Annotated in this window: 23 protein-coding genes; 11 read left to right on the top strand and 12 right to left on the bottom strand. The window is 73.7% G+C overall.

What is annotated here, in order from left to right; translation table 11 throughout:
- Window positions 1-8 precede the first annotated feature (8 nt).
- Entirely contained in the window at window positions 9-737 is a 729-nt protein-coding gene (locus RY076_RS18655) for a polysaccharide deacetylase family protein (RefSeq protein WP_323100698.1), read from the top strand.
- Window positions 738-846: 109 nt separating this feature from the next.
- Here RY076_RS18655 and sucD read toward each other — a convergent pair whose 3' ends face one another.
- The 4 genes from sucD to RY076_RS18675 all read right to left on the bottom strand — a co-directional run bounded on the left by sucD (window position 847) and on the right by RY076_RS18675 (window position 4,284).
- Window positions 847-1,740 (bottom strand): succinate--CoA ligase subunit alpha, encoded by an 894-nt coding sequence (gene sucD / locus RY076_RS18660; protein ID WP_323100700.1) that lies wholly within the window; start codon window positions 1,738-1,740, stop codon window positions 847-849.
- A 32-nt stretch (window positions 1,741-1,772) separates the two neighbouring features.
- Window positions 1,773-2,951, bottom strand: a complete 1,179-nt coding sequence (gene sucC / locus RY076_RS18665) for an ADP-forming succinate--CoA ligase subunit beta (protein ID WP_323100702.1) — start codon at window positions 2,949-2,951, stop codon at window positions 1,773-1,775.
- A gap of 236 nt (window positions 2,952-3,187) precedes the next feature.
- A complete protein-coding gene (locus RY076_RS18670; RefSeq protein ID WP_323100703.1) occupies window positions 3,188-3,772 on the bottom strand; it encodes a hypothetical protein in 585 nt (194 codons plus the stop codon).
- A gap of 2 nt (window positions 3,773-3,774) precedes the next feature.
- Complete coding sequence (locus tag RY076_RS18675) at window positions 3,775-4,284, bottom strand: hypothetical protein (protein WP_323100704.1); 510 nt, start codon at window positions 4,282-4,284, stop codon at window positions 3,775-3,777.
- Window positions 4,285-4,475: 191 nt separating this feature from the next.
- On the opposite strand from RY076_RS18675, the gene RY076_RS18680 reads away from it, so the two are divergent.
- Window positions 4,476-4,988, top strand: a complete 513-nt coding sequence (locus RY076_RS18680; RefSeq protein ID WP_323100706.1) for an RNA polymerase sigma factor — start codon at window positions 4,476-4,478, stop codon at window positions 4,986-4,988.
- Window positions 4,985-5,632 carry a hypothetical protein gene (locus tag RY076_RS18685; RefSeq protein ID WP_323100707.1) on the top strand — a complete coding sequence of 216 codons (648 nt, stop codon included), beginning with the start codon at window positions 4,985-4,987 and terminating at the stop codon, window positions 5,630-5,632. The genes RY076_RS18680 and RY076_RS18685 overlap by 4 nt, the downstream gene beginning before the upstream one ends.
- Before the next feature lie 57 nt (window positions 5,633-5,689).
- Here the strand turns inward: RY076_RS18685 and RY076_RS18690 are convergent, their stop codons facing one another.
- Window positions 5,690-6,112, bottom strand: a complete 423-nt coding sequence (locus tag RY076_RS18690) for a cobalamin B12-binding domain-containing protein (protein ID WP_323100708.1) — start codon at window positions 6,110-6,112, stop codon at window positions 5,690-5,692.
- 80 nt (window positions 6,113-6,192) lie between these two features.
- On the opposite strand from RY076_RS18690, the gene RY076_RS18695 reads away from it, so the two are divergent.
- Window positions 6,193-7,191, top strand: coding sequence for an esterase/lipase family protein (locus tag RY076_RS18695; RefSeq protein WP_323100709.1), 999 nt, complete (start codon window positions 6,193-6,195; stop codon window positions 7,189-7,191).
- Window positions 7,192-7,316: 125 nt separating this feature from the next.
- Window positions 7,317-8,144, top strand: a complete 828-nt coding sequence (locus RY076_RS18700) for a M23 family metallopeptidase (RefSeq protein ID WP_323100711.1) — start codon at window positions 7,317-7,319, stop codon at window positions 8,142-8,144.
- Between the two features lie 114 nt (window positions 8,145-8,258).
- Here RY076_RS18700 and pcrA read toward each other — a convergent pair whose 3' ends face one another.
- On the bottom strand, window positions 8,259-10,757 hold the full coding sequence (gene pcrA / locus RY076_RS18705; RefSeq protein WP_323100713.1) for a DNA helicase PcrA: 2,499 nt from the start codon (window positions 10,755-10,757) through the stop codon (window positions 8,259-8,261).
- A 58-nt stretch (window positions 10,758-10,815) separates the two neighbouring features.
- On the opposite strand from pcrA, the gene RY076_RS18710 reads away from it, so the two are divergent.
- From RY076_RS18710 to RY076_RS18725, 4 genes are all read left to right on the top strand, one after another.
- Entirely contained in the window at window positions 10,816-11,373 is a 558-nt protein-coding gene (locus RY076_RS18710; RefSeq protein WP_323100715.1) for a GNAT family N-acetyltransferase, read from the top strand.
- Between the two features lie 81 nt (window positions 11,374-11,454).
- A complete protein-coding gene (locus RY076_RS18715) occupies window positions 11,455-12,900 on the top strand; it encodes a wax ester/triacylglycerol synthase family O-acyltransferase (protein ID WP_323100765.1) in 1,446 nt (481 codons plus the stop codon).
- Window positions 12,901-12,910: 10 nt separating this feature from the next.
- A complete protein-coding gene (locus RY076_RS18720; protein WP_323100717.1) occupies window positions 12,911-13,903 on the top strand; it encodes a quinone oxidoreductase family protein in 993 nt (330 codons plus the stop codon).
- Window positions 13,900-15,492, top strand: coding sequence for an amidohydrolase (locus tag RY076_RS18725; RefSeq protein WP_323100719.1), 1,593 nt, complete (start codon window positions 13,900-13,902; stop codon window positions 15,490-15,492). The genes RY076_RS18720 and RY076_RS18725 overlap by 4 nt, the downstream gene beginning before the upstream one ends.
- A gap of 73 nt (window positions 15,493-15,565) precedes the next feature.
- Here RY076_RS18725 and RY076_RS18730 read toward each other — a convergent pair whose 3' ends face one another.
- The 5 genes from RY076_RS18730 to RY076_RS18750 all read right to left on the bottom strand — a co-directional run bounded on the left by RY076_RS18730 (window position 15,566) and on the right by RY076_RS18750 (window position 19,115).
- Entirely contained in the window at window positions 15,566-16,171 is a 606-nt protein-coding gene (locus tag RY076_RS18730) for a hypothetical protein (protein ID WP_323100721.1), read from the bottom strand.
- Between the two features lie 487 nt (window positions 16,172-16,658).
- Complete coding sequence (locus RY076_RS18735; protein WP_323100723.1) at window positions 16,659-16,877, bottom strand: hypothetical protein; 219 nt, start codon at window positions 16,875-16,877, stop codon at window positions 16,659-16,661.
- Between the two features lie 30 nt (window positions 16,878-16,907).
- Complete coding sequence (locus RY076_RS18740; protein ID WP_323100724.1) at window positions 16,908-17,273, bottom strand: hypothetical protein; 366 nt, start codon at window positions 17,271-17,273, stop codon at window positions 16,908-16,910.
- 1 nt (window position 17,274) lies between these two features.
- On the bottom strand, window positions 17,275-17,991 hold the full coding sequence (locus tag RY076_RS18745; protein WP_323100726.1) for an NUDIX hydrolase: 717 nt from the start codon (window positions 17,989-17,991) through the stop codon (window positions 17,275-17,277).
- Window positions 17,988-19,115 carry a glycosyltransferase family 4 protein gene (locus RY076_RS18750; protein WP_323100728.1) on the bottom strand — a complete coding sequence of 376 codons (1,128 nt, stop codon included), beginning with the start codon at window positions 19,113-19,115 and terminating at the stop codon, window positions 17,988-17,990. Before RY076_RS18750 ends, RY076_RS18745 begins: the two co-directional genes overlap by 4 nt.
- Before the next feature lie 34 nt (window positions 19,116-19,149).
- Between RY076_RS18750 and RY076_RS18755 the strand changes: the two genes are divergently transcribed.
- Complete coding sequence (locus RY076_RS18755; RefSeq protein ID WP_323100730.1) at window positions 19,150-19,971, top strand: PIG-L deacetylase family protein; 822 nt, start codon at window positions 19,150-19,152, stop codon at window positions 19,969-19,971.
- Between the two features lie 108 nt (window positions 19,972-20,079).
- Window positions 20,080-22,455 carry a heavy metal translocating P-type ATPase gene (locus RY076_RS18760; protein WP_323100732.1) on the top strand — a complete coding sequence of 792 codons (2,376 nt, stop codon included), beginning with the start codon at window positions 20,080-20,082 and terminating at the stop codon, window positions 22,453-22,455.
- A gap of 134 nt (window positions 22,456-22,589) precedes the next feature.
- Here RY076_RS18760 and RY076_RS18765 read toward each other — a convergent pair whose 3' ends face one another.
- Complete coding sequence (locus tag RY076_RS18765; RefSeq protein ID WP_323100734.1) at window positions 22,590-25,250, bottom strand: asparagine synthase-related protein; 2,661 nt, start codon at window positions 25,248-25,250, stop codon at window positions 22,590-22,592.
- Between the last annotated feature and the right edge of the window lie 3 nt (window positions 25,251-25,253).

The raw sequence follows: 25,253 nt of genomic DNA on the forward strand, positions 1-25,253 counted from the left end.
GACCCTCCATGACCACCTTCCGCTCCCGGGCCACGACGCTCCTCACCTGCGTCCTCGGCCCCCTTCTCGCCCTCGCCCTCGCGACCGCCGTCGCGGCCCCGGCTCCCGCCCAGTCGGTCGCGGCCCGCGCCTCGTCCGCCGCCGCCCTCACCGGCGTCACCGGCGTCACCGCGGCAGCGGTCGCCTACGCCGGCACCGTCTACCTCACCTTCGACGACGGCCCCAGCGCCACGTACACCCCACAGATCCTCGCGGTCCTGCGGAGGTACGGCGTCAGGGCGGTCTTCTTCGAGGTCGGGCAGAACGTGTCCTGGTACCCCTCGATCACCCGCACCCTGCGCACCTACGGCAACAAGATCGGCAACCACACGTGGAGCCACCCCGACCTCACCACGCTGTCGTCGGCGTCGGTCACCGGGCAGCTGAACCGCATGGAGAGCGTGCTCGGCTACCGGCCGCGCTGCGTGCGACCGCCCTACGGCGCGACCAGCGTCCGGGTCGCCGCGATCATCGCCGCCCGCGGCCAGCGACAGATCCTCTGGACCGTGGACCCACGCGACTGGTCGCGCCCCGGCACGTGGACGATCGTCAGCCGGGTCCTGCTGAACGTCCGCGACGGCTCGCGGATCCTGCTGCACGACGGCGGCGGCAACCGCTCGCAGACCGTCGCGGCCCTCGACCTGCTCATCCCCCGACTCCGCGCCCGCGGGTTCGTCCTCGGCCTCATGGCCTGCTGACGCCCACGCGGCCAAGACCCGGCGTCCGGCGGCTCCCTCCCCCGGACGTCGGCCGGGCGGCCACCCGTGTGGGTGGCCGCCCGGAAGACGTGCTGGAAGGACCGGTGCGTCAGCCGGCGAGGCCCTTCATGATCTCGCGCATGAGGTCGGCGGTCTCGGTCGGCGTCTTGCCGACCTTGACGCCGGCGGCCTCGAGGGCCTCCTTCTTGGCCTGGGCCGTGCCCGAGGAGCCGGACACGATGGCGCCGGCGTGGCCCATCGTCTTGCCCTCGGGGGCGGTGAAGCCGGCGACGTAGCCGACGACCGGCTTGGTCACGTGCTCCTTGATGTAGGCCGCGGCGCGCTCCTCGGCGTCGCCACCGATCTCGCCGATCATGACGATCGCGTCGGTGTCGGGGTCGTTCTGGAACGCCTCGAGGCAGTCGATGTGCGTCGTGCCGATGATCGGGTCGCCGCCGATGCCGACGGCCGAGCTGAAGCCGAAGTCACGCAGCTCGTACATCATCTGGTAGGTCAGCGTGCCCGACTTCGAGACGAGGCCGATGCGGCCGGTGCCCGAGATGTCGGCCGGGATGATGCCCGCGTTGGAGACGCCAGGCGTGATGAGCCCCGGGCAGTTCGGGCCGACGATGCGCGTCGCGCCCTTCTCCTTGGCGTAGTTGTAGAACTCCGCGGTGTCCTTGACGGCGACGCCCTCGGTGATGACGACGACGAGCGGCACCTCGGCGTCGACGGCCTCGACGGCGGCAGCCTTGGTGAAGGCGGCCGGCACGAAGATGACGCTGACGTTCGCGCCGGTCTGCGCGACGGCGTCGGCGACGGAGCCGAAGACGGGGACGCTGACGCCACCCTCGAAGTCGACGGTGGTGCCGGCCTTGCGCGGGTTGACGCCACCGACGATGGTCGTGCCGGACTTGAGCATGCGCTGGGTGTGCTTCATGCCCTCGGAGCCGGTCATGCCCTGGACGATGACCTTGGAGTCAGCGTTGAGGAAGATAGCCATGGTTGATCGTTCTCTCTCTCGGACTCTCGGGATCAGGCCTGCGAGGCCAGCTCGGCGGCGCGGCGCGCGGCGCCGTCCATCGTCGGCTCGATCGTCACGAGGGGGTGGTTGCGCTCCTGCAGGATGCGGCGGCCCTCCTCGACGTTGTTGCCGTCGAGGCGCACGACGAGCGGGCGGTTCTCCTCGTCGCCGAGCGCGTCGAGCGCGCCGACGATGCCGTTGGCGACGGCGTCGCACGCCGTGATGCCGCCGAACACGTTGACGAAGACGCTCTTGACCTGCGGGTCGGACAGGATGATGTGCAGGCCGTTGGCCATGACCTCGGCGCTGGCGCCGCCGCCGATGTCGAGGAAGTTCGCGGGCTTCTGGCCGCCGAACTGCTCGCCGGCGTACGCGACGACGTCGAGGGTGCTCATGACGAGCCCCGCGCCGTTGCCGATGATGCCGACCGAGCCGTCGAGCTTGACGTAGTTGAGGTCCTTCTCCTTGGCCGCGGCCTCGAGCGGGTCCGCAGCGGCCTTGTCCTCGAGGCCCGCGTGGTCCGCGTGACGGAAGTCGGCGTTGGTGTCGAGGGAGACCTTGCCGTCGAGGGCGACGATCTGCCCGTCCTCGGTCTTGACGAGCGGGTTGACCTCGACGAGCGTCGCGTCCTCGTCGCGGTAGACGGTCCACAGCTTCTGCACGACGTGGGCGATGGCCGCCTTGTCAGCCTCGTCGAAGCCGGCGGCGTCGACGATCTCCTGCGCCTTGGCGGCGTCGATGCCGGTGTTCGGGTCGACGGCGATGCGCGCGAGGGCGTCGGGGCGCTCGACGGCGAGCTGCTCGATCTCCATGCCGCCCTCCTTGGAGCACATGGCGAGGTAGGTGCGGTTGGCACGGTCGAGCAGGATCGAGAAGTAGTACTCCTCGGCGATGCGGGCGCCCGCGGCGATCATCACGGTGCCGACGGTGTGGCCCTTGATGTCCATGCCGAGGATCTGCTCCGCGTGCGCCTGCGCCTCGTCGGCGCTCTTGGCGACCTTGACGCCGCCGGCCTTGCCGCGACCTCCGGTCTTGACCTGCGCCTTGACGACGGTGACGCCGCCCGACGTCTCGCCGATCCGCTCGGCGGCGGCACGCGCCTCCTCGGGCGTCGTCGCGGTGGCGCCTGCGAGCACGGGGACTCCGTGCTTCTCGAACATGTCGCGGGCTTGGTACTCGAAGAGATCCACGGGTGGGGTCCGTCCTCGTCGTCGATTGGGGTGCTCGACTGCGCCGAGGAGGCGTCCGCCGGGCCACCCACGTGTGAACGGGGTCGGTCCTCGCGCCAGGGCGCAACCGAAAGAAGGCTGACCCTCGGACTCTAGTGCCCCCGGACCGGTGCCGATGTCACCGGGTGCGCGGGACGGGACGTGGATCACACCCGGTGTCCACGTCGTGGCCGCCACGCACCCGGCTGGCGTCGGCGTCAGGCGGACGCCTGCTGCGCGACGGGCGCCTCGTGCCCCGCGGCCGGGGAGCCCCCTCCACCGGCCGCGGGAGCCCACCGGCGCCACCACTCGTGGAGGCCGAGCCCGAGCAGCACGTCGGCAACGACGAGGAGCCCCAGTCCCAGCCACGTCCCGCCGGTGCGCGCCCCCGGATCCTCATCGGATCCGAGGAGGAGCGCGAGCATCCCGGCCAGGCCGGCGACGCAGAGGAGGGCCCGCAGCCAGACGCGTCGCGCCGACGCCGCGAGCGCCACCCCGACCGCGCCGGGCAGCAGGACCAGGCCCGGTCCTGCGAAGAGCAGCAGACCGGGCAGGGGCGCGAGCCGCCACCACCGCGTGCGGTTCGACGCCCGGGCGCCGGCGACGAGACCGAGGCCGCCGCCCAGCAGTGCGCTGAGGCCGAGGATGAACAGCGTTCCGGCCCAAGAGAACCCGGGTGTCGTGGAGAGAAGCCGCATGAAGACGCGGGCGAGGACGCCCCACGCCGCACCGAGGGCGAGGCCGGTGACCAGCCCGGACAGGAGCCGCGACGGTCCGCGTCCGCCGGTCGAGCGCGCGCGCATCGTCACCACTCCACCGGCAGGCACGCCAGACGGGCGCCGGCCGCGCCGGTGACCGGGTTGGTCGGCGCCGCGTGCACGACGACCGATCGCGCTCCGGACTGCACCGGGAAGCGCACGACCGCACTCGAGTCTCCCCCACCGGTGTCGTCGACGGTGAAGTCGAGCCAGACCTCCGTGGCCGGCGACACCGCCGGCGGCACGTGCCCGGCGTGCGCGTCGACGTTGTAGTGCCCCGACGCCAGCGCCGGCTGGCCGGTGGCGCAGGGCCCGTCGTGCAGGTGCGCACCGAACGTGCGGCCCGCGACCGACGGGTCGATGCCGCGCACGTGCAGCACGGCGGTCGTGCCCGACCCGTGACCGACGAGCTGGACGCGGGCCGTCGCGTGGTCGAACGGCCCCGCGGCGACGGTGTCGTAGTCGCGCATGTTCCCCGACGACCGGACCACCACGGCAGCAGCCACCGCCGTCGATGCCAGCGCGACCACCCCCGACGCCGCGACCAGTCCGGCCATCCCCCCGCGAATCCTCCTGTGATGCATGGCTTTCACGCCCTCCCTCGTGTTGTGTGTTCCTACACTGGAGACGGGCGCGCCGGCCTGCCGGGCGACAGGGATCTCCACAAAAAGAATTCGGAATCTTCCTGTCACCCGGACCGATCCGTCGCCCGTCTGTCGAGGTGATGGATGCCTTCCCTGCTGAGGTCGTGACCGCCGGAGTGGCCGGCGACGACTTCGACACCCAGGCCGCCGCGCTGTTCAACGCGGAGGCTCCATCACTGCTGCACCTCGCCCGGTTCTACGTCGACGACAAGACCGCGGCCGAGGACCTCGTGCAGGAGGCGTTCATCCGGCTCAGCCGCACCATGGCGCGCGTCCGGGACCCTGCTCGCGCGGCCGCGTACCTGCGCTCGATCGTCATCAACCTGGCCCGCGACCACAACCGTCGTGGGCTCGTGTCGCTGCACCACCGCCCGCCGGCACCCGACGACGCTCCCTCGGCCGAGGAGTCCGCGCTCGGGCGCAGCGCCCGCCAGGAGGTCATCGAGGCCCTGCGGGCCCTGCCCGGGAGGCAGCGCGACTGCCTGACGCTGCGGTACTACTACGACATGTCGCCGACCGACATCGCGGACGGCCTCGGCATGTCGGTGAACTCCGTCAAGACCCACCTCCAGCGAGGCCTCCGGGCCCTGCACGTCGCGCTCCGGGAGACGCCATGAGCGACATCGAACACCTCATCCAGGAGGCCCTGCGACCCGTGGGCGCCGCACCTCCCGCACCCTCGCGCGACCTGTTCGGCCGCGTCCTAGAGTCGGTCCACGACGACCAGCGCCGCCGGCGCAAGGTCCGACGCGTCGTCGCCCTCTGGGTGGTCGCGGTCGCGGCCGCCGCGCTCCTCGTGCTCCTGCTCACCCCCCGATCGGACGGAGACCTGCTCATGCCCTGGTGGATCCTCGAGCTCGCGACGACGGCGGTGCTCGTCGCCATCGCGGTGTGGCTCGGCCCCTTCATCAAGCGGTTCGGCCGCGCCTACGCGGCCGACGTCTTCCACGACAACCCGGCCACCGGCAAGAGCTACATCGTGCTGACCGACGTCGTCTACTACCTCATCTTCGCCGCGTACATCCTCTTCACGGTCCAGCTCGCGCCGCCGCACGACCAGTGGAACAACGTGTCGCAGACCGTCGTCGCCCCGCAGGTGCAGGCCGAGCTCGTCCGCATCGGCGGCATCCTGCTCGTCATCGGCGTGCTGCACGGGCTCAACATCGTGCTCATGCCCGTGCTCGGCCGGCTCTTCTCGCTCAACCGACGCGTCGACCGCGTCCACCGGGTCGAGCGCGCCGACCACGCGGACCGCGTCTGACCGGGCTGCGCCGGCGCCGCGTCAGGCTCCCGGGACGCGCCTGGCGCGGGCGACGCGTCAGGCGGGGTGGACGTTCGCGTGCACCCAGTCGACGATCTCGCGGGTCGTCGCGCCGGGCGTGAACACCTTGGCGACGCCGAGCCGCTCGAGCTCGGCGATGTCGTCGTCGGGGATGATGCCGCCGCCGAAGACGACGATGTCGCTCGCGTCGCGCTCGCGGAGCAGCTCGACGACGCGGGCGAAGAGCGTCAGGTGGGCCCCGGACAGCACCGAGAGGCCGACGACGTCGGCGTCCTCCTGGATCGCTGCCTCGACGATCTGCTCGGGCGTCTGGTGCAGGCCGGTGTAGATGACCTCCATGCCGGCGTCGCGCAGCGCGCGGGCCACGACCTTGGCGCCGCGGTCGTGCCCGTCCAGGCCCGGCTTGGCCACGACGACCCGGATCACGTCGGCGGTCACGGCACCAGGGGTCTCGCTCATGGGCCGAACTCTAGCCAGACCCGCCGAAGGCACAGCACGAAAGTGAGCAGTCCCGCATTACCCGGGGTAACGTCACCGCCGTGGGAGCCTCCGCACGCGTGACGACGCCGTCGCGAGCCGAGTCCGCCCCGGCCCGCCGGACGGGTGGCGCCAGGGGCGCGCTCGCCGCGGCCCGGGAGGTGGCCGCTGCCCTGCTGACGCCCACCGGCCTGGCCGGGGCTGCCGTCGAGGCCACGTGGATCGGCCTGCACATGGCGCTCTGGCCCGTGGGGCACCTCGGATCCCGCGCCACCGACCACCGCGACGGCTACCGCGTCGGGCACCTGACGCCGAGCCAGCGCGGCCTCATCGTCAGCGACGTCGAGGCGGCCGGCACGCCGATCCTGCTCGTGCACGGCATGGTCGACAACCGCTCGATCTTCACCGTCCTGCGCCGGGGGCTGTCCCGACGCGGCTTCGGGCGCATCGACACCATCAACTACTCGCTGTTCACCGGCGACGTGCGCGCCGCGGCCGCCGACCTCGGCGCGGAGGTCGAGCGGATCGTCGAGGAGACCGGCTACGAGCGCATCCACGTCATCGGCCACTCGATGGGTGGGCTCATCGCCCGCTACTACGTGACGCGTCTCGGCGGCGACGCGCACGTGCACACGCTCGTGACGCTCGGCACCCCGCACCGCGGCAGCTACCTCGCCTACGCGTGGAACAACGGCCTGACGCGCCAGCTGCGCCCCCGCAGCCGGCTCTTCGCCGAGCTCGCCCGGCCGGTGCGCGACTGCCAGACCCGGTTCATCGCGTACTGGTCCGACCTCGACCAGGTCGTCGTGCCGCAGCGCAACGCGGCCCTGCACCATCCCGACCTCAACGTGCACAACATCGCGCTGCACGGCGTCGGGCACATGAGCATCCCGATCACGAGCAGCGTCGTGCACGGCATCTCGGCGGCGCTCGCCCACCTCGACACCACCGGCGCGACGCTGACCCCGGGCGTCAGCCCCCTGCGCACCCGCCACACGCCCGAGCGCGGCGCGCCGAAACCACGCGGTGGAAAACCGCCACGGAAGCCGCAGATGCCCTAGGGTCGGGCTCAGTCGCGAACCCTCCACCGCGGCGCTGGCCCCCTGCGTTCTCAACCGTTTTTTGCGTAACGAAACGGTCACGTTACGCTGGGCGCTCGCATCCGGAACCGATAGGTCAGTTTTTCGTGCCCAGCAACAACAGCTACTCCGGCCGGCACCGGCCGCCCTCGAAGCCGTCACGGGGTCGACAGTTCGTCGTCCCCGTCGCTCTGCTCTCCTCGACCGTCGCCGGAGGCCTCGTCATCCGGCAGGCCGGCGCGCAGGAGCTGAGCCCCGAGGCCGCCGCCATGAAGAACGTGTCGAACTCCGTCGCCGGTCTCGGCCTCGCCGCCGACCCGGACGCCGTCGCCGCGGCCGCCGCGAACCGTGCCGGCGCCCGCTCCTCGCGCGACATGGCCCGCGACGCGAGCGCCATCATCACCCGCGCGACCACCTCGGCCGGGCAGGCCGCCGACGCCGCCGAGCAGGCGGCCGCCGCCGAGCAGGCGCGCAAGCAGGCCAGGGCCGACGCCGTCCGCAAGGCCAAGGAGGCAGCCAAGGCCCGGGCCATCGCCCGGGCCCACCGCTGGGTCGTGCCGGTCGCCGGCTACACGCTCACCTCGGGCTTCGGCTGGCGCTGGGGCAAGATGCACCCGGCCCAGGACCTCGCCGTCGCCACCGGCACCCCGGTCCACGCCCTCTCCAGCGGCACCGTCGTCTTCGCCGGCTGGTCCACCGAGGGCTACGGCAACATGGTCAAGATCCGCTACTGGGACGGCACCGTCTCGTGGATGGCCCACAACAGCCGCCTCGTCGTCTCGGTCGGCGAGGAGGTCGAGCCGGGTCAGCTCGTCTCCTACAGCGGCTCCACCGGCAACTCCACCGGTCCGCACGTGCACCTCGAGATCCACCCCGACGACGGCTCGGCCGTCGCCCCGCGCGCCTGGCTCGCCGCCCGCGGCGTCAACCTCTGAGCGTCCAGCGGCACCCGCAGCACCGACGCGACCGGCGTCACGACACGAGGCCCGCCCCATCCGGGGCGGGCCTCGTCGTGTGTCCGGCGGTGCGCGTCCGCCTCAGAGCGTGACTCAGAGCTTGACGAGGGGCGCGTAGCGCAGCAGCAGCCGCTTGGTGCCGGTGTCGGGCCCGAAGTCGACGTGCGCCATCGACTTGTCGCCCTCCCCCTCGACCCGCACGACGGTGCCGAGGCCGAACGCGTCGTGGCTGACACGGTCACCGGCGTCGAGCGAGATGACCGGACGCTTGCCCGGGCTGCGGACGCCGGGCCGGGCCGCGAGCGTCGCGACAGCCGGGCGGTCGGACCCGCGGGCGCCGCTGAAGGAGGGACCGAGCCGCTGCCAGTCGAGCAGGTCGCCGGGGATCTCGTCGAGGAAGCGCGAGGGCGGGTTGTACTGCGGCGCGCCCCACGCCGAGCGCACGGCGGCACGCGTCAGGTAGAGCCGCTCGCGGGCGCGGGTGATGCCGACGTAGGCGAGCCGGCGCTCCTCCTCGAGCTCCTTCGGGTCGCCGAGGGCGCGCAGGTGCGGGAAGGTGCCGTCCTCCATGCCGGTGAGGAAGACGACCGGGAACTCGAGACCCTTGGCCGTGTGCAGCGTCATGAGCGTGACGACGCCCTGGGCCTGCGCCTCGGGCTCGTCCGGGATCTCGTCGGCGTCGGCCACCAGCGAGACCTGCTCGAGGAACTCCTCGAGCGGGCCCGCCGGGGCGACGTCCTCGGGCTCGGCGTCGGGCTGCCCCGGCGTCGAGGTGGCCTCGCCCGTGACCTCGGCCTCGGCGACGTCGCGGGCCCGGCGCTCGTCGTACTCCTGGGCGACAGCGACGAGCTCGGCGAGGTTCTCGATGCGGGTCTCGTCCTGCGGGTCCTGGCTGGCGCGGAGCTCGGCGAGGTAGCCGCTCTGGTCGAGGACGGCCTCGAGGAGCGTCGCGATGCCGCCGCCGCTCTCGTAGACGAGCCGCAGCTGCTCGAGCATCGAGGTGAAGCCCTGGATCGCAGCGACCGAGCGGGTCGCGATGCCCGGGGCGTCCTCGGCCCGGCCGAGCGCCGCGACGAACGGGATGCGCTCGCGCTCGGCGAGGGCCGCCACGCACGCCTCGGCGCGGTCGCCGATGCCCCGCTTGGGCGTGTTGAGGATGCGGCGCAGGTTGACGGTGTCGGTGGGGTTGGACACGACGCGGAGGTAGGCGAGGGCGTCCTTGATCTCACGACGCTCGTAGAAGCGCGTGCCGCCGACCACCTTGTACGGCAGGCCGGTCCGCACGAGGACCTCCTCGACGGCGCGGCTCTGCGCGTTGGTGCGGTAGAACACGGCGACGTCGCCGGGCTTGACCCCGTGCTCGGCGAGGTCGTCGATCTGCTTGGCGACGAACGCCGCCTCGTCGTGCTCGTTGTCGGCGACGTAGCCGACGATCATCGCGCCGTCGCCGGAGTCGGTCCAGAGGTTCTTGGCCCGACGCCCCTCGTTGCGGGCGATGACCGCGTTCGCGGCGCGCAGGATGCGCTGCGTGGAGCGGTAGTTCTGCTCGAGCAGGATGGTGCGGGCGTCCGGGTAGTCCTTCTCGAACTCGAGGATGTTGCGGATCGTCGCGCCGCGGAAGGCGTAGATCGACTGGTCGGAGTCGCCGACGACGCACAGCTCGGCCGGCGGCACGGCGTAGGCGCCCTCCGGGCCCTTGACCTCGCCGACGAGCTCGCGGATCAGCTGGTACTGCGCCTGGTTGGTGTCCTGGTACTCGTCGACGAGCACGTGCCGGAACCGGCGCCGGTAGTACTCGGCGACGTCGGGGAAGGCCTGCAGGATGTTGACGGTCATCATGATGATGTCGTCGAAGTCGAGGGCGTTGGCCTGGCGCAGGCGGCGCTGGTACTGCGTGTACGCCTGCGACACGGTGCGGTCGTAGTGGGTGCCCTCGGCCACCTGCGAGGCGTACGTCTCCTCGTCGATGAGCTCGTTCTTGAGGTTGCTGACCTGCGCGGAGAAGCTGCGCGGCGGGTAGCGCTTGGGGTCGAGGTCGAGGTCGCGCAGCACGAGGCCCATGAGGCGCTGGCTGTCGGCGGCGTCGTAGATCGAGAACGTCGACTTCATGCCGACCTTGGCGGCCTCGCGCCGCAGGATCCGCACGCACGCGGAGTGGAAGGTCATGACCCACATCGCGCGCGCGCGCGGGCCGACGATGGCCTCGACGCGCTCGCGCATCTCGGCCGCGGCCTTGTTCGTGAACGTGATGGCGAGCACCTGGCCCGGCTGCACGCCGCGCTCGCCGAGCAGCCAGGCGATGCGGTGGGTCAGCACGCGGGTCTTGCCCGAGCCGGCGCCGGCCACGATGAGCAGGGGGCCGCCCTCGTGGACGACGGCCTCGCGCTGCTCCGGGTTGAGCCCTCTGAGGAGCGCGTCGGGGTCGAGGGGCGTCGGCGCGCCCGGCGTCGCGACGCCGCCCTGCGCGGCGGCCTCGGCCCACGTCGGCACGCCCCTGTCGGTGACCTCGCCGGCGCGCCCGGCCGCCGCTGGGGTGCCGGCCCCACCGCGATCGAATCCGGGCATGGGGAGGTCGTCGAAGAGCGTGCTCATGATGGGCCCCAGCCTACGTCGGACCACCCACACCGCCCGACCACGGCACGATGGGTGCATGACCCCCGAGCAGACCTCCGAGCAGGACCGCGGTGCGAGCACCGGCCCCGCGCCGCTCCCGGAGTGCCCCACCTTCCTCGTGCGGCCCGCCGACCCGCACGACGTGCCCGAGCTGCTGCGCCTCGTGCGGGCCCTCGCCCACTACGAGAAGGATCCCGAGGCGGCCGTCGCGACGCCCGAGCAGTTCACCCGGGCCCTCTTCCCGGCCGACGGGGCGCCCGTGGCGTCGGCGCACGTCGCCGTCCTTCCCGACGGACCCGTCGTGGGCATGGCGCTGTGGTTCACCACCTTCTCGACGTGGACCGGGCAGCCCGGCATCTGGCTCGAGGACCTCTTCGTCGACCCCGACGCGCGCGGCGGCGGCATCGGCACGGCGCTGCTCTCCGAGCTGGCGGCCACGTGCGTCGAGCGCGGGTGGACGCGTCTGGAGTGGACGGTGCTCGACTGGAACGCCCCCTCGATCGCCTTCTACCGCTCGCACGGGGCGCACCCCCTCGACGACTGGACCACCTTCCGCGTCGACGGCGACGCGCTGACGCGGCTGGCGACCGCCTAGCTCATGGCTGCGCGCCCCCGCCCCGGCGGGCCCGGCTCGCCCCGCAGGCCCGCCGCTCGCCCCGGGCGCCCACCCCGGCGGATGGGCTCGGCCGACGTGCTCTGGCTGACCATGGACCGTCCGACCAACCTCATGGTCGTCGTGTCCGTCGTGCTCCTGGAGTCGGTGCCCGACTGGGACCGCGTGCTCGACGTGCTGCGCACCCGGATCGTCGAGCCCTACCCCGTGTTCAGCCAGCGGCCCCGGCGGTCCGCGCGGGTCCTGGGCCGCTACCGGTGGGAGGACGACCCGGACTTCGACCTCGCGCGGCACGTGCGCCGCGCCACCCTCTCCGGGCGGGGAACGGCTGCCGAGGCCGACGCGGAGCTGCAGGCCTACGTCGAGGAGCAGCTCCCGCGTCCGTTCGACCGCACGCGTCCGCTCTGGGAGGTCCACCTCGTCGACGGCCACGGGTCGGGAGCGGCGCTCGTGTTCCGCAGCCACCACGCCCTCGCCGACGGGATCGCCCTGACGCGAGTGCTGCTCGGGCTGACCGAGGACGCCGGCGGCGTGCCCGGCGACCTCGTCGGGCCTCCGGCCGCGGCTGACCTGACGGCCCTGCCCGTCGGCGGTCCCGCGTCGTCCGGGGCCCTCGGCTCGGGCCTGCGGCTGGCCCGCGCCTCCGGGCGTTCCGCCTGGAACCGCCTGCGGTCCAAGGGGGCTCGTGCCGCTGTCACCGACGCGGCCGGCGTCACCCTCCGCACCGGCCAGGTCGTCTCCGACCTGCTGCTGACGACCAACCCGGCCAGCGCGGTCGGCGGCCTGCCGGGGCGGCGCAAGCGTCTGGTGTGGACCCAGCCGCTGCCGCTCGCCGGCCTCAAGGGCGTCGGCAGGCTCGTCGGCGCCACCCTCAACGACGTGCTGATGAGCGCCGTCGCGGGCGCCCTGCACCACTACCAGCAGGAGCACGGTCGCACGCCGGTCGACCTCGTGACGATGGTGCCCGTCAACGTCCGGCCGCTCGACGAGCCGTTGCCGCGCGAGCTCGGCAACCGGTTCGCCCTCGTCTTCCTGCGCTTCCCGAGCGGCGACGCGACGCCGCTCGGTCGCCTCGCCCTGTCCAAGGCGCGGATGGACTGGCTCAAGGCCTCGCCCGAGGCCGCCCTCACCTTCGCCCTCATCTCCGTCATCGGCCGCTTCCCGGCCGCACTCGAGCGCCGGGTCGTCGACTTCTTCGCCGACAAGGCGATCGGGGTCACGACCAACGTCGCCGGGCCGCGGCAGGCCCGGTACCTCGCCGGCGTCCCCGTGGCCGGGGTGCTGGGCTGGGTGCCCGGCTCGGGGCGCCACACGCTCGGCTTCTGCATCGTCACCTACGACGACACGCTGCGGGTCGGCATCATGGCCGACGAGTCGGTGGTGCCCGACCCCGAGGCACTGCTGACCGCCCTCGAGGAGGAGGTGGCCCTGCTCGTCCGCATCGGAGCCGCCGCCCCCGCCGCTCGCACCGCTGCCACCGCTCCGAGGGCCCGGCGGCGACGGTCGTAGGGTGGCGAGCATGACCACCGCCACCAGCGTCTTCGTCACCGAACCCGGCGACCGCAGCGTCCTCGAGCTGCGCGAGCACGACGTGCCCGAGCCAGGTCCGGGCGAGGTGCAGGTCGAGGTCGCGGCCGCCGGGGTCAACTTCATCGACGTCTACAAGCGCCAGGGTGTCTACACCGTGCCGACGCCGTTCGTCCTCGGGGAGGAGGGCGCGGGCACGGTCGTCGCCGTCGGCCCCGGTGTCGAGGGCTTCACGACGGGCGACCGCGTCGCGTGGTGCCAGTCGACCGGCAGCGAGTCGACACTCGTCAACAAGCCGGCCAGCGCGCTCGTCCACGTGCCCGACGGCCTCGACCTCGAGGTCGCCGCGGCGGCGATGCTCCAGGGCCTCACCGCGCACTACCTCGTGACGAGCACGTTCGCGGTGTCCGAGGGCGACGTCGCGCTCGTGCACGCGGCCGCCGGTGGCGTCGGGCAGCTGCTCGTGCAGTTGGTCACCCAGCGCGGCGCCACCGTCGTCGCAACGGCCGGTACCGACGAGAAGCTCGCCATCGCAACGGATCTCGGCGCCCAGCACGTCATCAACTACTCGCAGTTCTCGGCACCCGAGGACCTCGCGGCGGCGATCCGCGCGGCGGCCGGGCGCGGCGTCGACGTCGCCTACGACGGCGTCGGCAAGGCCACCTTCGACGCGTCGCTCGCCTCCCTGCGCCCGCGCGGCACGATGGTCCTGTTCGGCGGGGCCAGCGGGCAGGTGCCGCCCTTCGACATCCAGCGGCTCAACTCCGGCGGCTCGCTCTTCCTCACCCGCCCGACGCTCGGGCACTACGTGGCCACGCGCGAGGAGTACGAGTGGCGGGCCGGCGAGGTGCTCGGCGCCATCGCCGACGGCTCGCTCAAGCTCGAGATCGGCGGCCGGTACCCGTTCGGCGAGGTCGCCGACGCGTACGAGGCGCTCGAGGGCCGCCGCACCACGGGCAAGCTCGTCCTGGTGCCAGGCCGGTGACCCGGGTCCTCCTGCGCCACGACCGCATCTGGACCGGCGTCCCAGCCGGTGGCGACTCGCCGTGGACCGACGCGCTGCTCGTCGAGGACGGCCGCGTCGTGGCCGTCGGCCCCGACGCCCGCGAGGCCGGCGGTACCGGCTCGTGCGAGGTCGTCGACCTTCCCGGCGCCGTCGTCATGCCGGGCCTGCACGACGCCCACGTGCACACCGAGTGGCTGTCCCGCGACATGGCCTCGGTCGACCTGCGCGACGCCACGTCGCTCGAGGAGGCGCTCGGACGCATCGCGGCCCACGCGTCGACGCTCCCGCCCGGGGCCGGGCTGCACAGCGGGCGCTGGAACCACAACGTGTGGGACGTGCCGGTCCAGCCCGACCGACGCGCCCTCGACTCGGTCACGGAAGGCCGCCTCGCCGCGCTGGCGAGCGTCGACGGGCACACCCTCTGGGCCAACACGGCGACGCTTCGCGCCGCGGGCATCACCCGCGACACCCCCGATCCCGTCGGCGGCGAGATCGACCGGGACGCCGACGGCGAGCCCACCGGCATCCTGCGCGAGAAGGCCCAGGAGCTGCTGCTCGTCATCGACCACGACGAGGGACCGCTGCGGCCGTGGCTCGAGCGGTGCCAGCGGCGGCTGCTGTCGGTCGGCCTCACGAGCATCACCGACATCGACGGCGAGGACGCCCGCGACGCCTACGCCGCGATGCACGCCGACGCCGCGCTGCGGCTGCGCGTCACCAAGTGCACGCGCGACGGCGACCTGGAGGCGGCCATCGCCCAGGGGCGCCGGTCGGGCCAGGGCGACGACGTGTTCCGCGTCGGTCCGGTCAAGTTCTTCAGCGACGGCGCGCTCGGGTCGCACACCGCGCACATGACCGAGCCGTTCGTCGGCCACGAGGGCTGCGGCATCGCGGCCATGCCGCACGACGTGCTGCTCGAGCGGACGCTGCTCGCCGTGCGGTCGGGGCTCGATGTGGCGACGCACGCCATCGGCGACGAGGCCAACCGGCTCGTCCTCGACACGTTCGAAGCCGTCCGCGCGTCCGGTGGCGTCGGTGCCGACGCCCTGCTGCGGGTCGAGCACGCCCAGCACGTGCGCCCGGTCGACGTGCCGCGGTTCCGGGCGCTCGGCGTCGTGGCCTCGATGCAGCCGAGCCACTGCACGGCCGACCTCGACCTCGCCGACGCCATCATCGGCCCGCGGCGGCTCGCCTCCTACGCGTGGCGCACGTTCCTCGACGCCGGGGTGGCCGTGGCGTTCGGGTCGGACGCACCGGTCGAGGACCCGAACCCCTTCTGGGGGCTGCACGCCGCCGTGACGCGCCAGCGTGCCGACGGGTACCCGGTCGGCGGCTGGCGAGCCGAGGAGCGGGTCACCCTCGACGAGGCGGTGCACGCGTTCACCGTCGCGGCGCACGCGTCGGTCGGGCGCACCGACGTCGGTCGTCTGGCGCCGGGGCAGCTCGCCGACCTCGTCTGCCTCGACCGCGACCCGTGGGCGCTCGAGCACACCGAGCCGGCCGCGATCCGTGACACCCGGGTGCTCCAGACCCGCATCGCCGGCGACCTCGTCCACGACGCCTCCTGACCCACCTCCCCCGCGCCGGCAGGGCCCGCCACCACCCCGAACATCCACCGCGGTTCGGGATGACGACCACCAATCACCCAGCGCGACGCGTCCCCGCACGACCCGTGCTCAGCGGAGCGATGGTGGTCGTCATCCGGAACACTCTGGCGCGCGCCATGGTGGCCCGGACCCAGTCCTGCCGGGCCATCGCCTGACGGTGCGAGAACCGCAGCACGAGCCATCCGTCGAGGGTCAGCTCGTCGTAGCGCTCGCAGTCGATGTCGATCTGCCGCGGGTTGGTGTGGAACTCGTGGCTGTCGCCCTCGACGACGATGCGCAGACCGGCGTCGCTCAGGTCCGGATGGATGGTGCGTCCGGCACTGACGATCGGCGCCTGCGGAACGAGGTGCAGCCCGGCGACATCGAGCGAGATCGCGCGCAGCACCGACTCGAACGGGTTGGCCGCCTTGCCACTGGCCTCCTTCGCGACGCGCAGAGCGGCCGCACGACCAGAGCGCGGCACGGCCTGCGCCGCCTGAAGCAGGTCGGCGCGAGTCACCCGACGCGCTCGCAGCGCCGAGTCGGCGACCGCCAGGGCTTCGTCGAAGGGCAGCGTCCTCGCGCAGTCGATGACGGTGCGCAGCGGCGTCGTCACCTCTCCGTCGTGGACCTCGTGCGGGCCGAGGGCTCGCCAGTGCACCTGACATGCCCGCTGGTCTTCCGGCCGGACCCGTCGGCCACGAGGTACGGCAACCTCCGGCCGTGTCGGCTGGGTCTTGAGCGGCAGTCGCCACACGGCCGCGGCGCTTCGGCCGACCGCGACGCCGTTGACACGGCGAACCGCCCGACGGGCAGCCTCGGCGGTAGGCACGGCGTAGTGGCCCGGCGCGTCGCGCACGAGATTGCCCTCACGGACGGCGGCCGAGATCTCGCGACCCGTGAACCGCGGCGTCAGCTCACCTCTCCTGGCGACTCCGCCGAGAGCAGTGACGAATCGGACCAGAGGAGCGGCACTGGGCATGACGTCGACTGTGGCCCGTCGACAGAGGCGGCGAGCGCGTCATCCACAGCCGCCCAAGCCGTTCAGGATGACGACCACGAACGCCATCCCGAGGCCACCCCGAACACGCGCCGGCGCCGAACGACCCGATGATGGTCGTCATCCTGAACGGGCTGGCGAAGTGCGGTCAGCCGGGGACGACGGAGAGCAGGAGTGTCGCGAACCAGGTCAGCGCGCCGACGACGAGCAGGAAGATGCCGATGATGGCGACGTTGCCCGCGCCCTCGGCCCCCTGTGCTGCGGCCGCGCGACGCCGCCGGCGGCCGACGACGACGAGCACCGTGCCGGCCACCAGCCACACGAGCCCGATGAGGACGCCCGCGAGGACGCCTGCGTCCCAACGCATCCTGAGTACCTCCGCTTCAGCAGTGGGTGGTCACACCCACAGCGCCGCGACGGCGACGTTGACGACCGCCCCGCCGCCCGCGATGTCGAGGAAGGTGCCGGCGTCCTCGCCGCGCTTGGAGCGGGCGTGGCCGATCTCGGCCATCGCGGCCACGACGAGCGCGATGACGAGCTTGACGGCGATCTTCGTGTTGTTGATGTGGTGCTCCTCGTCCTTGAGCGCCTCGGCGATGCCGACGAGCAGGACACCGGTGACGATCTGGGCCCGGGCTCCCCACACGATCGGTGCGATGACCGTGCGCCCCGTGCGGACGGCGATCCAGCCGCCGACGATGGCGGCCATGCCGAGCAGGTGGAGCACGACGAGGAGGTTGTAGACGAGGTCCATGGCGGTCATCCTACGGAGCGTCGTAGTCGCGCTGCGCGAGGGCCCGCAGCGCGTCGAGCCGGCGCCAGGACCGGGTCAGGGGCACGGCGTCGATCTCGTGCGGCGCGAACCACCGCGCGTCGGCCGTCGTACCGCCGATGTCGTGGACGACGGGGTCGCCGGGCGACGGGCACGTGGCCGCGTAGACGATGCGCACGGCGTGGAAGTCCTCGACGACGCCGGAGGGCGCGCGTCCGAACCAGTGCGAGGACTGCACGGCCACAAGGTCGCCGAGCTCGACGCGCTGGCCGGTCTCCTCCCACACCTCGCGGTGCAGGCCGTCGACCGGCGCCTCGCCCTCGTCGAGGCCGCCGCCGGGCAGGCCCCACTCCCCCTCGACGTTGGTGAGGTTGGTGAACTCGGTGAGCAGCACGCCCCGCGCGCTCGTGACGACGGCGTACGCGGCGACGCGCTGGTGCGGCACGGCGGCGTCGCCCACGCGCACGTCGGGGTCGCGGAAGACGGTCGCCGGCGGCGGCACCTCACCGACGAGCGGGCTTGTGCGGTAGGCGATCTCGAGCGCGCCGTCGTCCGCCATCGACGAGGCGAGGGGCGCGTCGACGGCCCACCCGGCCAGGCCGAGCACGTGGACCGGGTCGGCGCCGTGGTGCAGCGGCTCCGACGCCACCCGCTCCCCCGACGCCGCGAGCGCGACGACGCGGATGCCTCCCGGCACGTTGGTCCTCACCGGCGCACCAGCCCGACGGCGCGCTCGTACTCGGACACCGCGAGCCGGGCCACCCGCGACCACTCCTGCACGGGAGGCTCGGCGAGGTTGCGGGCCCGCATCCGCGCCACCTCGGCGGGGTCGCGCGCGAGGTCGGCGATCGCGAGGGCCATGGCGTCGTCGCTGTCGACGACGCGTCCGTTGACACCGTCGGTGACGAACTCGCCGACGCCGGAGCCCTGCCGGCCGATGACGGGCAGCCCCACGGTGCGGGCCTCGAGGGCGGCGATGCCGAACGACTCCAGTCGCGCCGGCGACAGGTAGACGTCGGAGGCGGCGTAGCGCTCGCGCACCTCGTCGCGGCTGACGCGTCCGGGCAGGTGCACCCAGTCGAGGCCGTGATCGCGCACGTACCTCTCGACGCGACCGCGGTCGGGCCCCTCACCGAGCACCGTCAGCTCGAGGGAGCCGGGACCGGCGAGGGCAGCGGCGCGCTCGACGAGTGCGACGAGCGCGGCAGGCCGCTTCCGGGCGGCGAGGCGCATCGCGGTGACGAGGCGCAGCGGGCCGGGCGCCCGCTCGCCCGGGACGCCGACGGCCCATCGGGCGACGTCGATGCCGTTGGGCAGCACCCCGACGTGAACGCCGTCGCCGACGAGGCGGCGCAGCGGCTCGGCCGCCACGTCGGACACCGCCGACATCGCGACGCCGCGGGCGGCCCACCGCCGGACGAACCGGGCCGCGTCGAAGACGGGCGCGACGCCGGCCAGCATGCAGTGCCACGTCATCGCCGTCGGCAGGCCGAGGCCCACGGTGACGCGCGTGCAGTCCCACGCGAACGGGGACACGACGCCGGTCTGGACGTGCGCGACGTCGAAGCCGCCCTCGACGAGCCGGCGGCGCAGCTCCTTGGGGGCCCACGGGTTGACGGGCAGCTCCCACGGCATCCGGGCGGCGAGGCGGTGCACGGGGACGCCGTCGACGACGGTGACCTCGCCGTGCATCTGCCCCTCGGGGCCCCGGGTGGCGGTGAACGCCTCGACCTCGTGGCCGAGCGCGAGCAGCTGCTGGGCGAGGTCGTGGGTCTGCACCTCGATGCCGCCGAGCCGCGGCAGGTAACAGTCGGAGAGCAGCGCCACCTTCACGGGTCACACTCTGTCATGGGCCAAGATGGGGCCGATGCCGCACACTCTGGTCGCCTTCCACGCCCACCCCGACGACGAGGCCCTGCTCACCTCGGGCACGATGGCGCGCGCCGCCGCCGAGGGGCACCGCGTCGTCGTCGTCGTGGCCACCGACGGCGAGCTCGGTCTCGCCGCGAGCGAGTTCACGGGCGAGGGCCGGCTCGCCGCCACCCGCATGGACGAGCTGCGCACGAGCGCCCGCGCCCTCGGCGTCGCCCGCGTCGAGCACCTCGGGTACGCCGACAGCGGCCTCGGCCCGGACGTCGCCCCCGACCCGCCGGGAGCGACGCGGTTCGTGCGCGCCGACGTCGAGGAGGCCGCGACGCGCCTGGCCGCGATCCTGCGCGAGGAGGACGCCGACGTCCTGCTGCACTACGAGCCGAACGGCGGGTACGGCCACCCCGACCACAAGAAGGTCCACGAGGTCGGGGCCCGCGCCGCCGAGATCGCCGGCACGCCGACGGTGCTCGAGGCGACGGTGCCCCGCGACACCATCTGCCGGGCCATCGACCTCGCCGCGAAGGTCTACCGGTTCCCGCCGGAGTTCGACCGCTCGAGCTTCGACCGGGCGTTCTCGGCCCGCAGCGAGATCACCCACCGCATCAGCGTCCGCCGGCACATCGCGGCCAAGCGCGCGTCGATGCGCGCCCACGCCTCCCAGGCGAGCGCCGACGGCGGCGCCGACCGCACGCTTGCCGCGTTCCTGCGCATCCCCCGCCCGATCTACGACCTCGTCTTCGGTCGGGAGTGGTTCGTCGACCGGTCGCTGCCGCCGGGCAGCCCCGTGCGACGCGACGTCTTCGACGGCCTCGACTGACGGCCACGACTGACGCCGCGCCACCGCTCCACCCGTGCGCCGACGCGGGCGGTGTGAGTCCTGTCGCGGACGCCGGCCACGGCGTCGCGGCAGCACGATGATGGAGGGGTGAGGTGGCGTCGACGCGTACCCACGCTCTTCTTCCTCGCCTCCGCGGGCCTGCTGGGCGGCGGTGCCATCGTCGCCGTCGCCGGGCTGCGCAGCGGGAACGACGCGTGGGCCGAGGTGGCGCGCGCGCTGTGGCTCGCCGCGACGGTCCTCGGCCTCGTCGTGTCCTGCTGGACGACGGCCCGGGCCCTGGTCGCGCGGCGCGCCAGCGTCGACGTCGTGGCCGTCCTCGCCCTGGCGGGCGCCCTCTGGGTCGGTGAGACCTTCGCCGGCGCGATGATCACCCTCATGCTCGCGAGCGGGCAGCTGCTCGAGGCGCGGGCCGCCGCGCGGGCCGACCGCGACCTGCGCCTGCTCGTCGAGCGCACGCCCCGCACCGCCCGCCGCCGCGGGGCCACCGCGGTCGACGTCGTGCCGGTCGAGCAGGTGCTGCGCGGCGACGTGCTCGTCGTGGGCACCGGGGAGGTCGTCCCGGTCGACGGCCGGGTGCTCGGTCCCGCGAGCCTCGACGAGTCGGCCCTGACCGGCGAGCCGATGCCGGTCGAGCACCCTGCCGGCGACGACGTCCGCAGCGGCGTCGTCAACGCCGGCCCGCCGGTCGACCTCGTGGCGACCACCCTCGCGGCCGACTCGACCTACGCCCACGTGGTCCGCCTCGTCGAGCAGGCGCAGGCCGCCTCGGCACCGCTCGTGCGCACGGCGGACCGCTTCGCTGCCCTCTTCGTGCCGTTCACGCTGCTGGTCGCCGGCCTCGCGTGGTGGCTCGGCGGGACGCCCGTGCGGGCCGTGGCAGTGCTCGTCGTCGCGACGCCGTGCCCGCTGCTGCTCGCGGCGCCCGTGGCGGTCATGTCGGGGGTGTCGCGGGCCGCGCGGATCGGCGTCGTCGTCAAGGGCGGTGCCGCGCTCGAGGGACTCGCGGCCGGGCAGGTCATGCTCTTCGACAAGACCGGCACCCTGACGCACGGCCGCCCGGAGGTGACGTCGGTGGTCGTGCCGCCGCCGGAGTCGGGAGCCGGCACCGACGCGTCGGCGCAGGCCGATGTCGTCCGGCTCGCCGCGTCGCTCGACCAGGTGTCGCCGCACCCGCTCGCGAGCGCGGTCGTCGGCGCGGCCCGGGCCCGCGGCCTGCCGCTGACCCTGCCGACCGATGTCCGCGAGGTGCACGGCTACGGGCTCGAGGGACGCGTCGAGGACCACGTCGTGCGGCTCGGCAAGGCGTCGTGGACCGTCGGCGAAGACGTGCCGGGCTGGGTGGCCCAGGCCCGGCGCCGGGCCACCCTCGACGGCTGCCTCACGGTGTTCGCGTCGGTCGACGGCAGGCCGGCCGGCGTGTTCCTCCTCGAGGACCCGATCCGCGAGGACGCCCCACGGATGCTCACGGCGCTGCACGAGGCCGGCATCGAGCGGACGGTCCTCGTGACCGGTGACCGGCACGACGTCGCCGAGACCGTCGGGCGGGTGGTCGGCGTCGACGCCGTGCTCGCCGACCACGACCCCGCTGCCAAGCTCGCGGCGATCCGCGACGAGTCGGCGCACGCCCGCACCATCATGGTCGGTGACGGCGTCAACGACGCCCCGGCGCTGGCGGCGGCCGGTGTCGGCGTCGCGCTCGCGGCCCGGGGCGCCACGGCGTCCTCGGAGGCCGCCGACGTCGTGCTCACCGTCGACCGTGTCGACCGGCTCGCCGACGCCATCCTCATCGCGCGCCGGTCGCGGCGGATCGCCCTCGAGGCCGTGGTCGTCGGGATGGGGCTGTCGGTCGTGGCGATGGGCGCGGCGGCGGCGGGACTGCTGGCGCCGGCCGCCGGCGCGGTGCTCCAGGAGGCCATCGACGTGCTCGCGATCGCCATCGCGCTGCGGGTGCTGCTGCCGGGGCGGATGCACACCGTGTCGATGTCCGACGCCGACGTCGCGACCGCGCGGCGGCTGCGCGAGAGGCACGAGGTGGCACTGGTGGCCGTCGAGTCGATCCGTACCGTCGCCGACGGGCTCGACCGCCACGACCCCGACATCGCGCCGGTCGTCGCCCTGCTCGCGCGCCTCGAGCGCGACCTCGTGCCGCACGAGCGGGCCGACGAGGACGAGCTGATGCCGATCGTGACGCGGGCCCTGGGGGCGCCGGCCGCGCGCGGGTTGCGCCGCACGCACGCCGAGATCGAGCAGCAGGTCGGACGGCTGCGCCGCCTCCTCGACGACGTCACCGACGCGGGACGCGTCCGTCCCGAGGACGTCACCGAGCTGCGTCGGCTGCTCTACGGCCTCTACGCCGTGTGTCGCCTGCACAACGCGCAGGAGGAGGAGGGCGCGTTCGCGCTCGTCCCCCACACCGCGGGCACGCCTGCGGCACAGGCCGACCCGACGCCACCGCGTCCGTGACGCGCCGGCGTCGGGACGCCGCCGGACGACCGTTGGTCACCGCGTCGCCCCTCCCCGGCGTGTCGCGACGCTTTTCACGGCCCACCGGCGACCAACGGTCGCCGGTGGGGCGAAGACCTCCGACGCCCGACGCGTCAGGCGTCGGTGGGGCGCTCGAAGACGACCGCCATCGGGGTCTGCTCCGAGCCCTGGCCGAGCGGGTTGTCGGCGAACATCAGCTCGTAGCGCTCCTTGGAGCCGGGGGCGTCCTTGCCGAGCACGTTGCGGCCGATGTCGTTGGCGTCCATGACGACCGTGCCACCGAAGGTCGAGCGCCACGGCTCGGGCACCCGCTCGCGGATCGCGGCCGAGATGCGCGCGGCGACCTCGTCGGGGTCCTTCGGGCCGAGCTTGGCCGACACGTTCGCCGGGTACACCGAGTACTCGGTCGGCCCGTCGATGGCGCGGATGTCGCCGCCGACGAGGTCGTAGAACAGGCCCTTGCGCCCGATCAGCTTGCCGACGAATCCGCCTGCGGCAGCGAAGACCACGCGCGGCAGGCCGGCCTCCTCGATGGCCAGCTGCATCGTGAACGGCGAGCCGAGCCCGATACCGGCGGGGGTGCGCGTGACGTAGCGGGACAGCACGCGTGCCGAGCGGCCGACCTTGATGTCCCAGATGAAGTACGAGCGGCCCTGGGTGATGGCGACGATCTTCTCGGAGATGAAGTAGTACCAGCGGCCGGTGGTCGCGGCGGCGTGCTCGTCCCCCGCGGCCGGCAGGCCGTCGAAGAAGCGCGTGACGTAGGACAGCGCCTTGTCGACGAGCGGGTCCTCGCGGGTGAACAGCTCGGTGCGCAGCGGGTAGCGGCGCACGGGCGTGCCGTCGTCGGTGGTGAGGTCGAGCTGCTTGCGGGCGTTCGGCTCGTAGTCGGTCTTGACGCGTGGCTCGCCCTCGGGCTCCGGCTCGCGCTCGTCGAAGAACTCCTGGAGCCACAGCTCGAGGTTGAGCAGGCGCCAGATCGTGTCGGAGTCGACGGTGTTCGTGCCCTTGATCCAGCCCTCGAAGGCCTCGAGCACGGCGGTCTGGTCGACGTAGGGACGGTTCGCGAACGACTCGGACAGGAACTCGCCGTAGATGTGGTTCTTCAGCACCATGAACCACTCGCTCTGCGGCGTGACGGCCCCGACCTTGTCGCGGCGGTCGAGCACGGAGTCGGGCACGAGCCCGCGGACCGACTCGCGCAGCACCCGCTTGCCGACGCCGCCGGTGACGAACGCCTCGTCGGGCAGCGAGAAGACGAACCGGGCGAGGTCGCGGTCGACGAACGGCATCCGCACCGGCACCCCGGTGGCGCGGGCGTTCCGGTCGGCGACGCGCAGGCGCGCCGGCAGCGATCCGCGCAGCAGGTCGTCGAGGAGCCGCGCGCGCAGGCTCGAGTCCTCGGAGACGAACTGCTCCGACGCGTTCGCCGCGACGAACGCGGGCGACAGCAGCGACTCGACCGGGATCCGGCGGCGCCGGCGCAGCCGATCGGTCACGAGCGGGCGGCCACGACGCAGCAGCACCTCGGCGGACCGTCCGAGCTCGGACGCCGCGGCGCGCGCGTCGGACGCCCGCAGCTCGCGCAGGTGCACGAGGTGGTGCGCGCCGAAGCCGGCGAGCAGCTCGTCGGTGCCGGTGCCGTCGAGGACGGTGCCGTCGACGCCGGCGGCCTCACGCAGCAGCCGGTACTGGGTGTACGCGCCGGACGAGCCGATCGGCTCCTCCTGGGCCCGGACCAGCTCGCGCATGTCCTTCTTGAACTCGGCCGACGTGGGCTCGACGCGGTGGGCGTCGACGCGCGCGCCGACGGCCGCGAGCACGGCTGCGACGTGAGCGGTCTCGTCGGCGGCGGTGTCGGGGTAGGCGGCGGTCCACGCGTCGATGCCGTCGGGCGCCAGGCCGGTGCGGCCGTCGTTGCCGGCGAGCAGCGCGGTGAGAGCGGCCGAGCCGATGCCCCCGGACAGTGTCGTGCCGACGCGGCCGTCGGAGCCGACCCGGCGGCGCACCGCCGTGGACAGGTGCTCGCGCAGCCGGGTCGCCAGCTCGGGCGACCAGGGGCGCGGCGACCGTGCGGCGTCCTCGAGCTCGGCGCGCAGTCGCGACCAGCCGGTGCGCTCGGCGCTCGTGGCGTCGGCGCGCAGCGTCACGACCTGGCCGGGCAGGACGCGCTCGATGCCGGCGAAGAAGGTGTCGGCGCCGTCGTCGTGGACCCGAAAGCGCAGGTAGCGGTAGATGGCGCGGTCGTTCGGCCGCTTGTCGTAGCGGCCGCTGGCGAGGATGCCACGGATGTCGCTCGACACGAGCCAACCGTCGTCGACGCGGCACACGTGCAGCGGCCGCGTGCCGAACGGGTCGCGCGCCGCCGACAGGGTGCCGGTCTCGGCGTCCCACACGACGACGGCGAACTCGCCGCGCAGCCGGTCCAGGCCCGAGGGGCCCCACTCGACCCACGCGCCGAGGGCGACCTCGGCGTCGGAGCCGGAGGCGAGGTCGTGCCCGAGCGTCGTCAGCTCGGAGCGGACGTCGGCGGTGTCGAGCAGGTCGCCGTCGAGCAGGAGGGTGTGGCGCCCCGTGGGCGTACGGGCGACGGACGCGTCGGACGTGTCCTTCGGCGCCCCGCCGATCGCGCGCAGCGCGAGCGCGACGCCGCCGGATTCGAGGACCGTGACGTCGCTGCCCTGGGTGCCGTTGGTGCCGTGACCGCAGTCGGCCATCCGCCGCACGAGGTCGCCGTCGCCGTCAGCCCCGAGATGCCCGCTGATTCCACACATGGG

Origin of the sequence: Intrasporangium zincisolvens (genome assembly GCF_034724055.1) — a bacterium.
Lineage (GTDB): Bacteria > Actinomycetota > Actinomycetes > Actinomycetales > Dermatophilaceae > Monashia > Monashia zincisolvens.

Excerpts from the sequence above, each read along its gene's own strand:
- pcrA (WP_323100713.1), bottom strand. The coding sequence starts at position 10,757 with ATGAGCACGCTCTTCGACGACCTCCCCATGCCCGGATTCGATCGCGGT.
- RY076_RS18670 (WP_323100703.1), bottom strand. The coding sequence starts at position 3,772 with ATGCGCGCGCGCTCGACCGGCGGACGCGGACCGTCGCGGCTCCTGTCC.
- RY076_RS18740 (WP_323100724.1), bottom strand. The coding sequence starts at position 17,273 with ATGACCGCCATGGACCTCGTCTACAACCTCCTCGTCGTGCTCCACCTG.
- RY076_RS18720 (WP_323100717.1), top strand. The coding sequence starts at position 12,911 with ATGACCACCGCCACCAGCGTCTTCGTCACCGAACCCGGCGACCGCAGC.
- RY076_RS18755 (WP_323100730.1), top strand. The coding sequence starts at position 19,150 with ATGCCGCACACTCTGGTCGCCTTCCACGCCCACCCCGACGACGAGGCC.
- RY076_RS18675 (WP_323100704.1), bottom strand. The coding sequence starts at position 4,284 with ATGGCCGGACTGGTCGCGGCGTCGGGGGTGGTCGCGCTGGCATCGACG.
- RY076_RS18655 (WP_323100698.1), top strand. The coding sequence starts at position 9 with ATGACCACCTTCCGCTCCCGGGCCACGACGCTCCTCACCTGCGTCCTC.
- RY076_RS18735 (WP_323100723.1), bottom strand. The coding sequence starts at position 16,877 with ATGCGTTGGGACGCAGGCGTCCTCGCGGGCGTCCTCATCGGGCTCGTG.
- RY076_RS18690 (WP_323100708.1), bottom strand. The coding sequence starts at position 6,112 with ATGAGCGAGACCCCTGGTGCCGTGACCGCCGACGTGATCCGGGTCGTC.
- RY076_RS18715 (WP_323100765.1), top strand. The coding sequence starts at position 11,455 with ATGGGCTCGGCCGACGTGCTCTGGCTGACCATGGACCGTCCGACCAAC.
- RY076_RS18685 (WP_323100707.1), top strand. The coding sequence starts at position 4,985 with ATGAGCGACATCGAACACCTCATCCAGGAGGCCCTGCGACCCGTGGGC.
- sucD (WP_323100700.1), bottom strand. The coding sequence starts at position 1,740 with ATGGCTATCTTCCTCAACGCTGACTCCAAGGTCATCGTCCAGGGCATG.
- RY076_RS18765 (WP_323100734.1), bottom strand. The coding sequence starts at position 25,250 with ATGTGTGGAATCAGCGGGCATCTCGGGGCTGACGGCGACGGCGACCTC.
- RY076_RS18710 (WP_323100715.1), top strand. The coding sequence starts at position 10,816 with ATGACCCCCGAGCAGACCTCCGAGCAGGACCGCGGTGCGAGCACCGGC.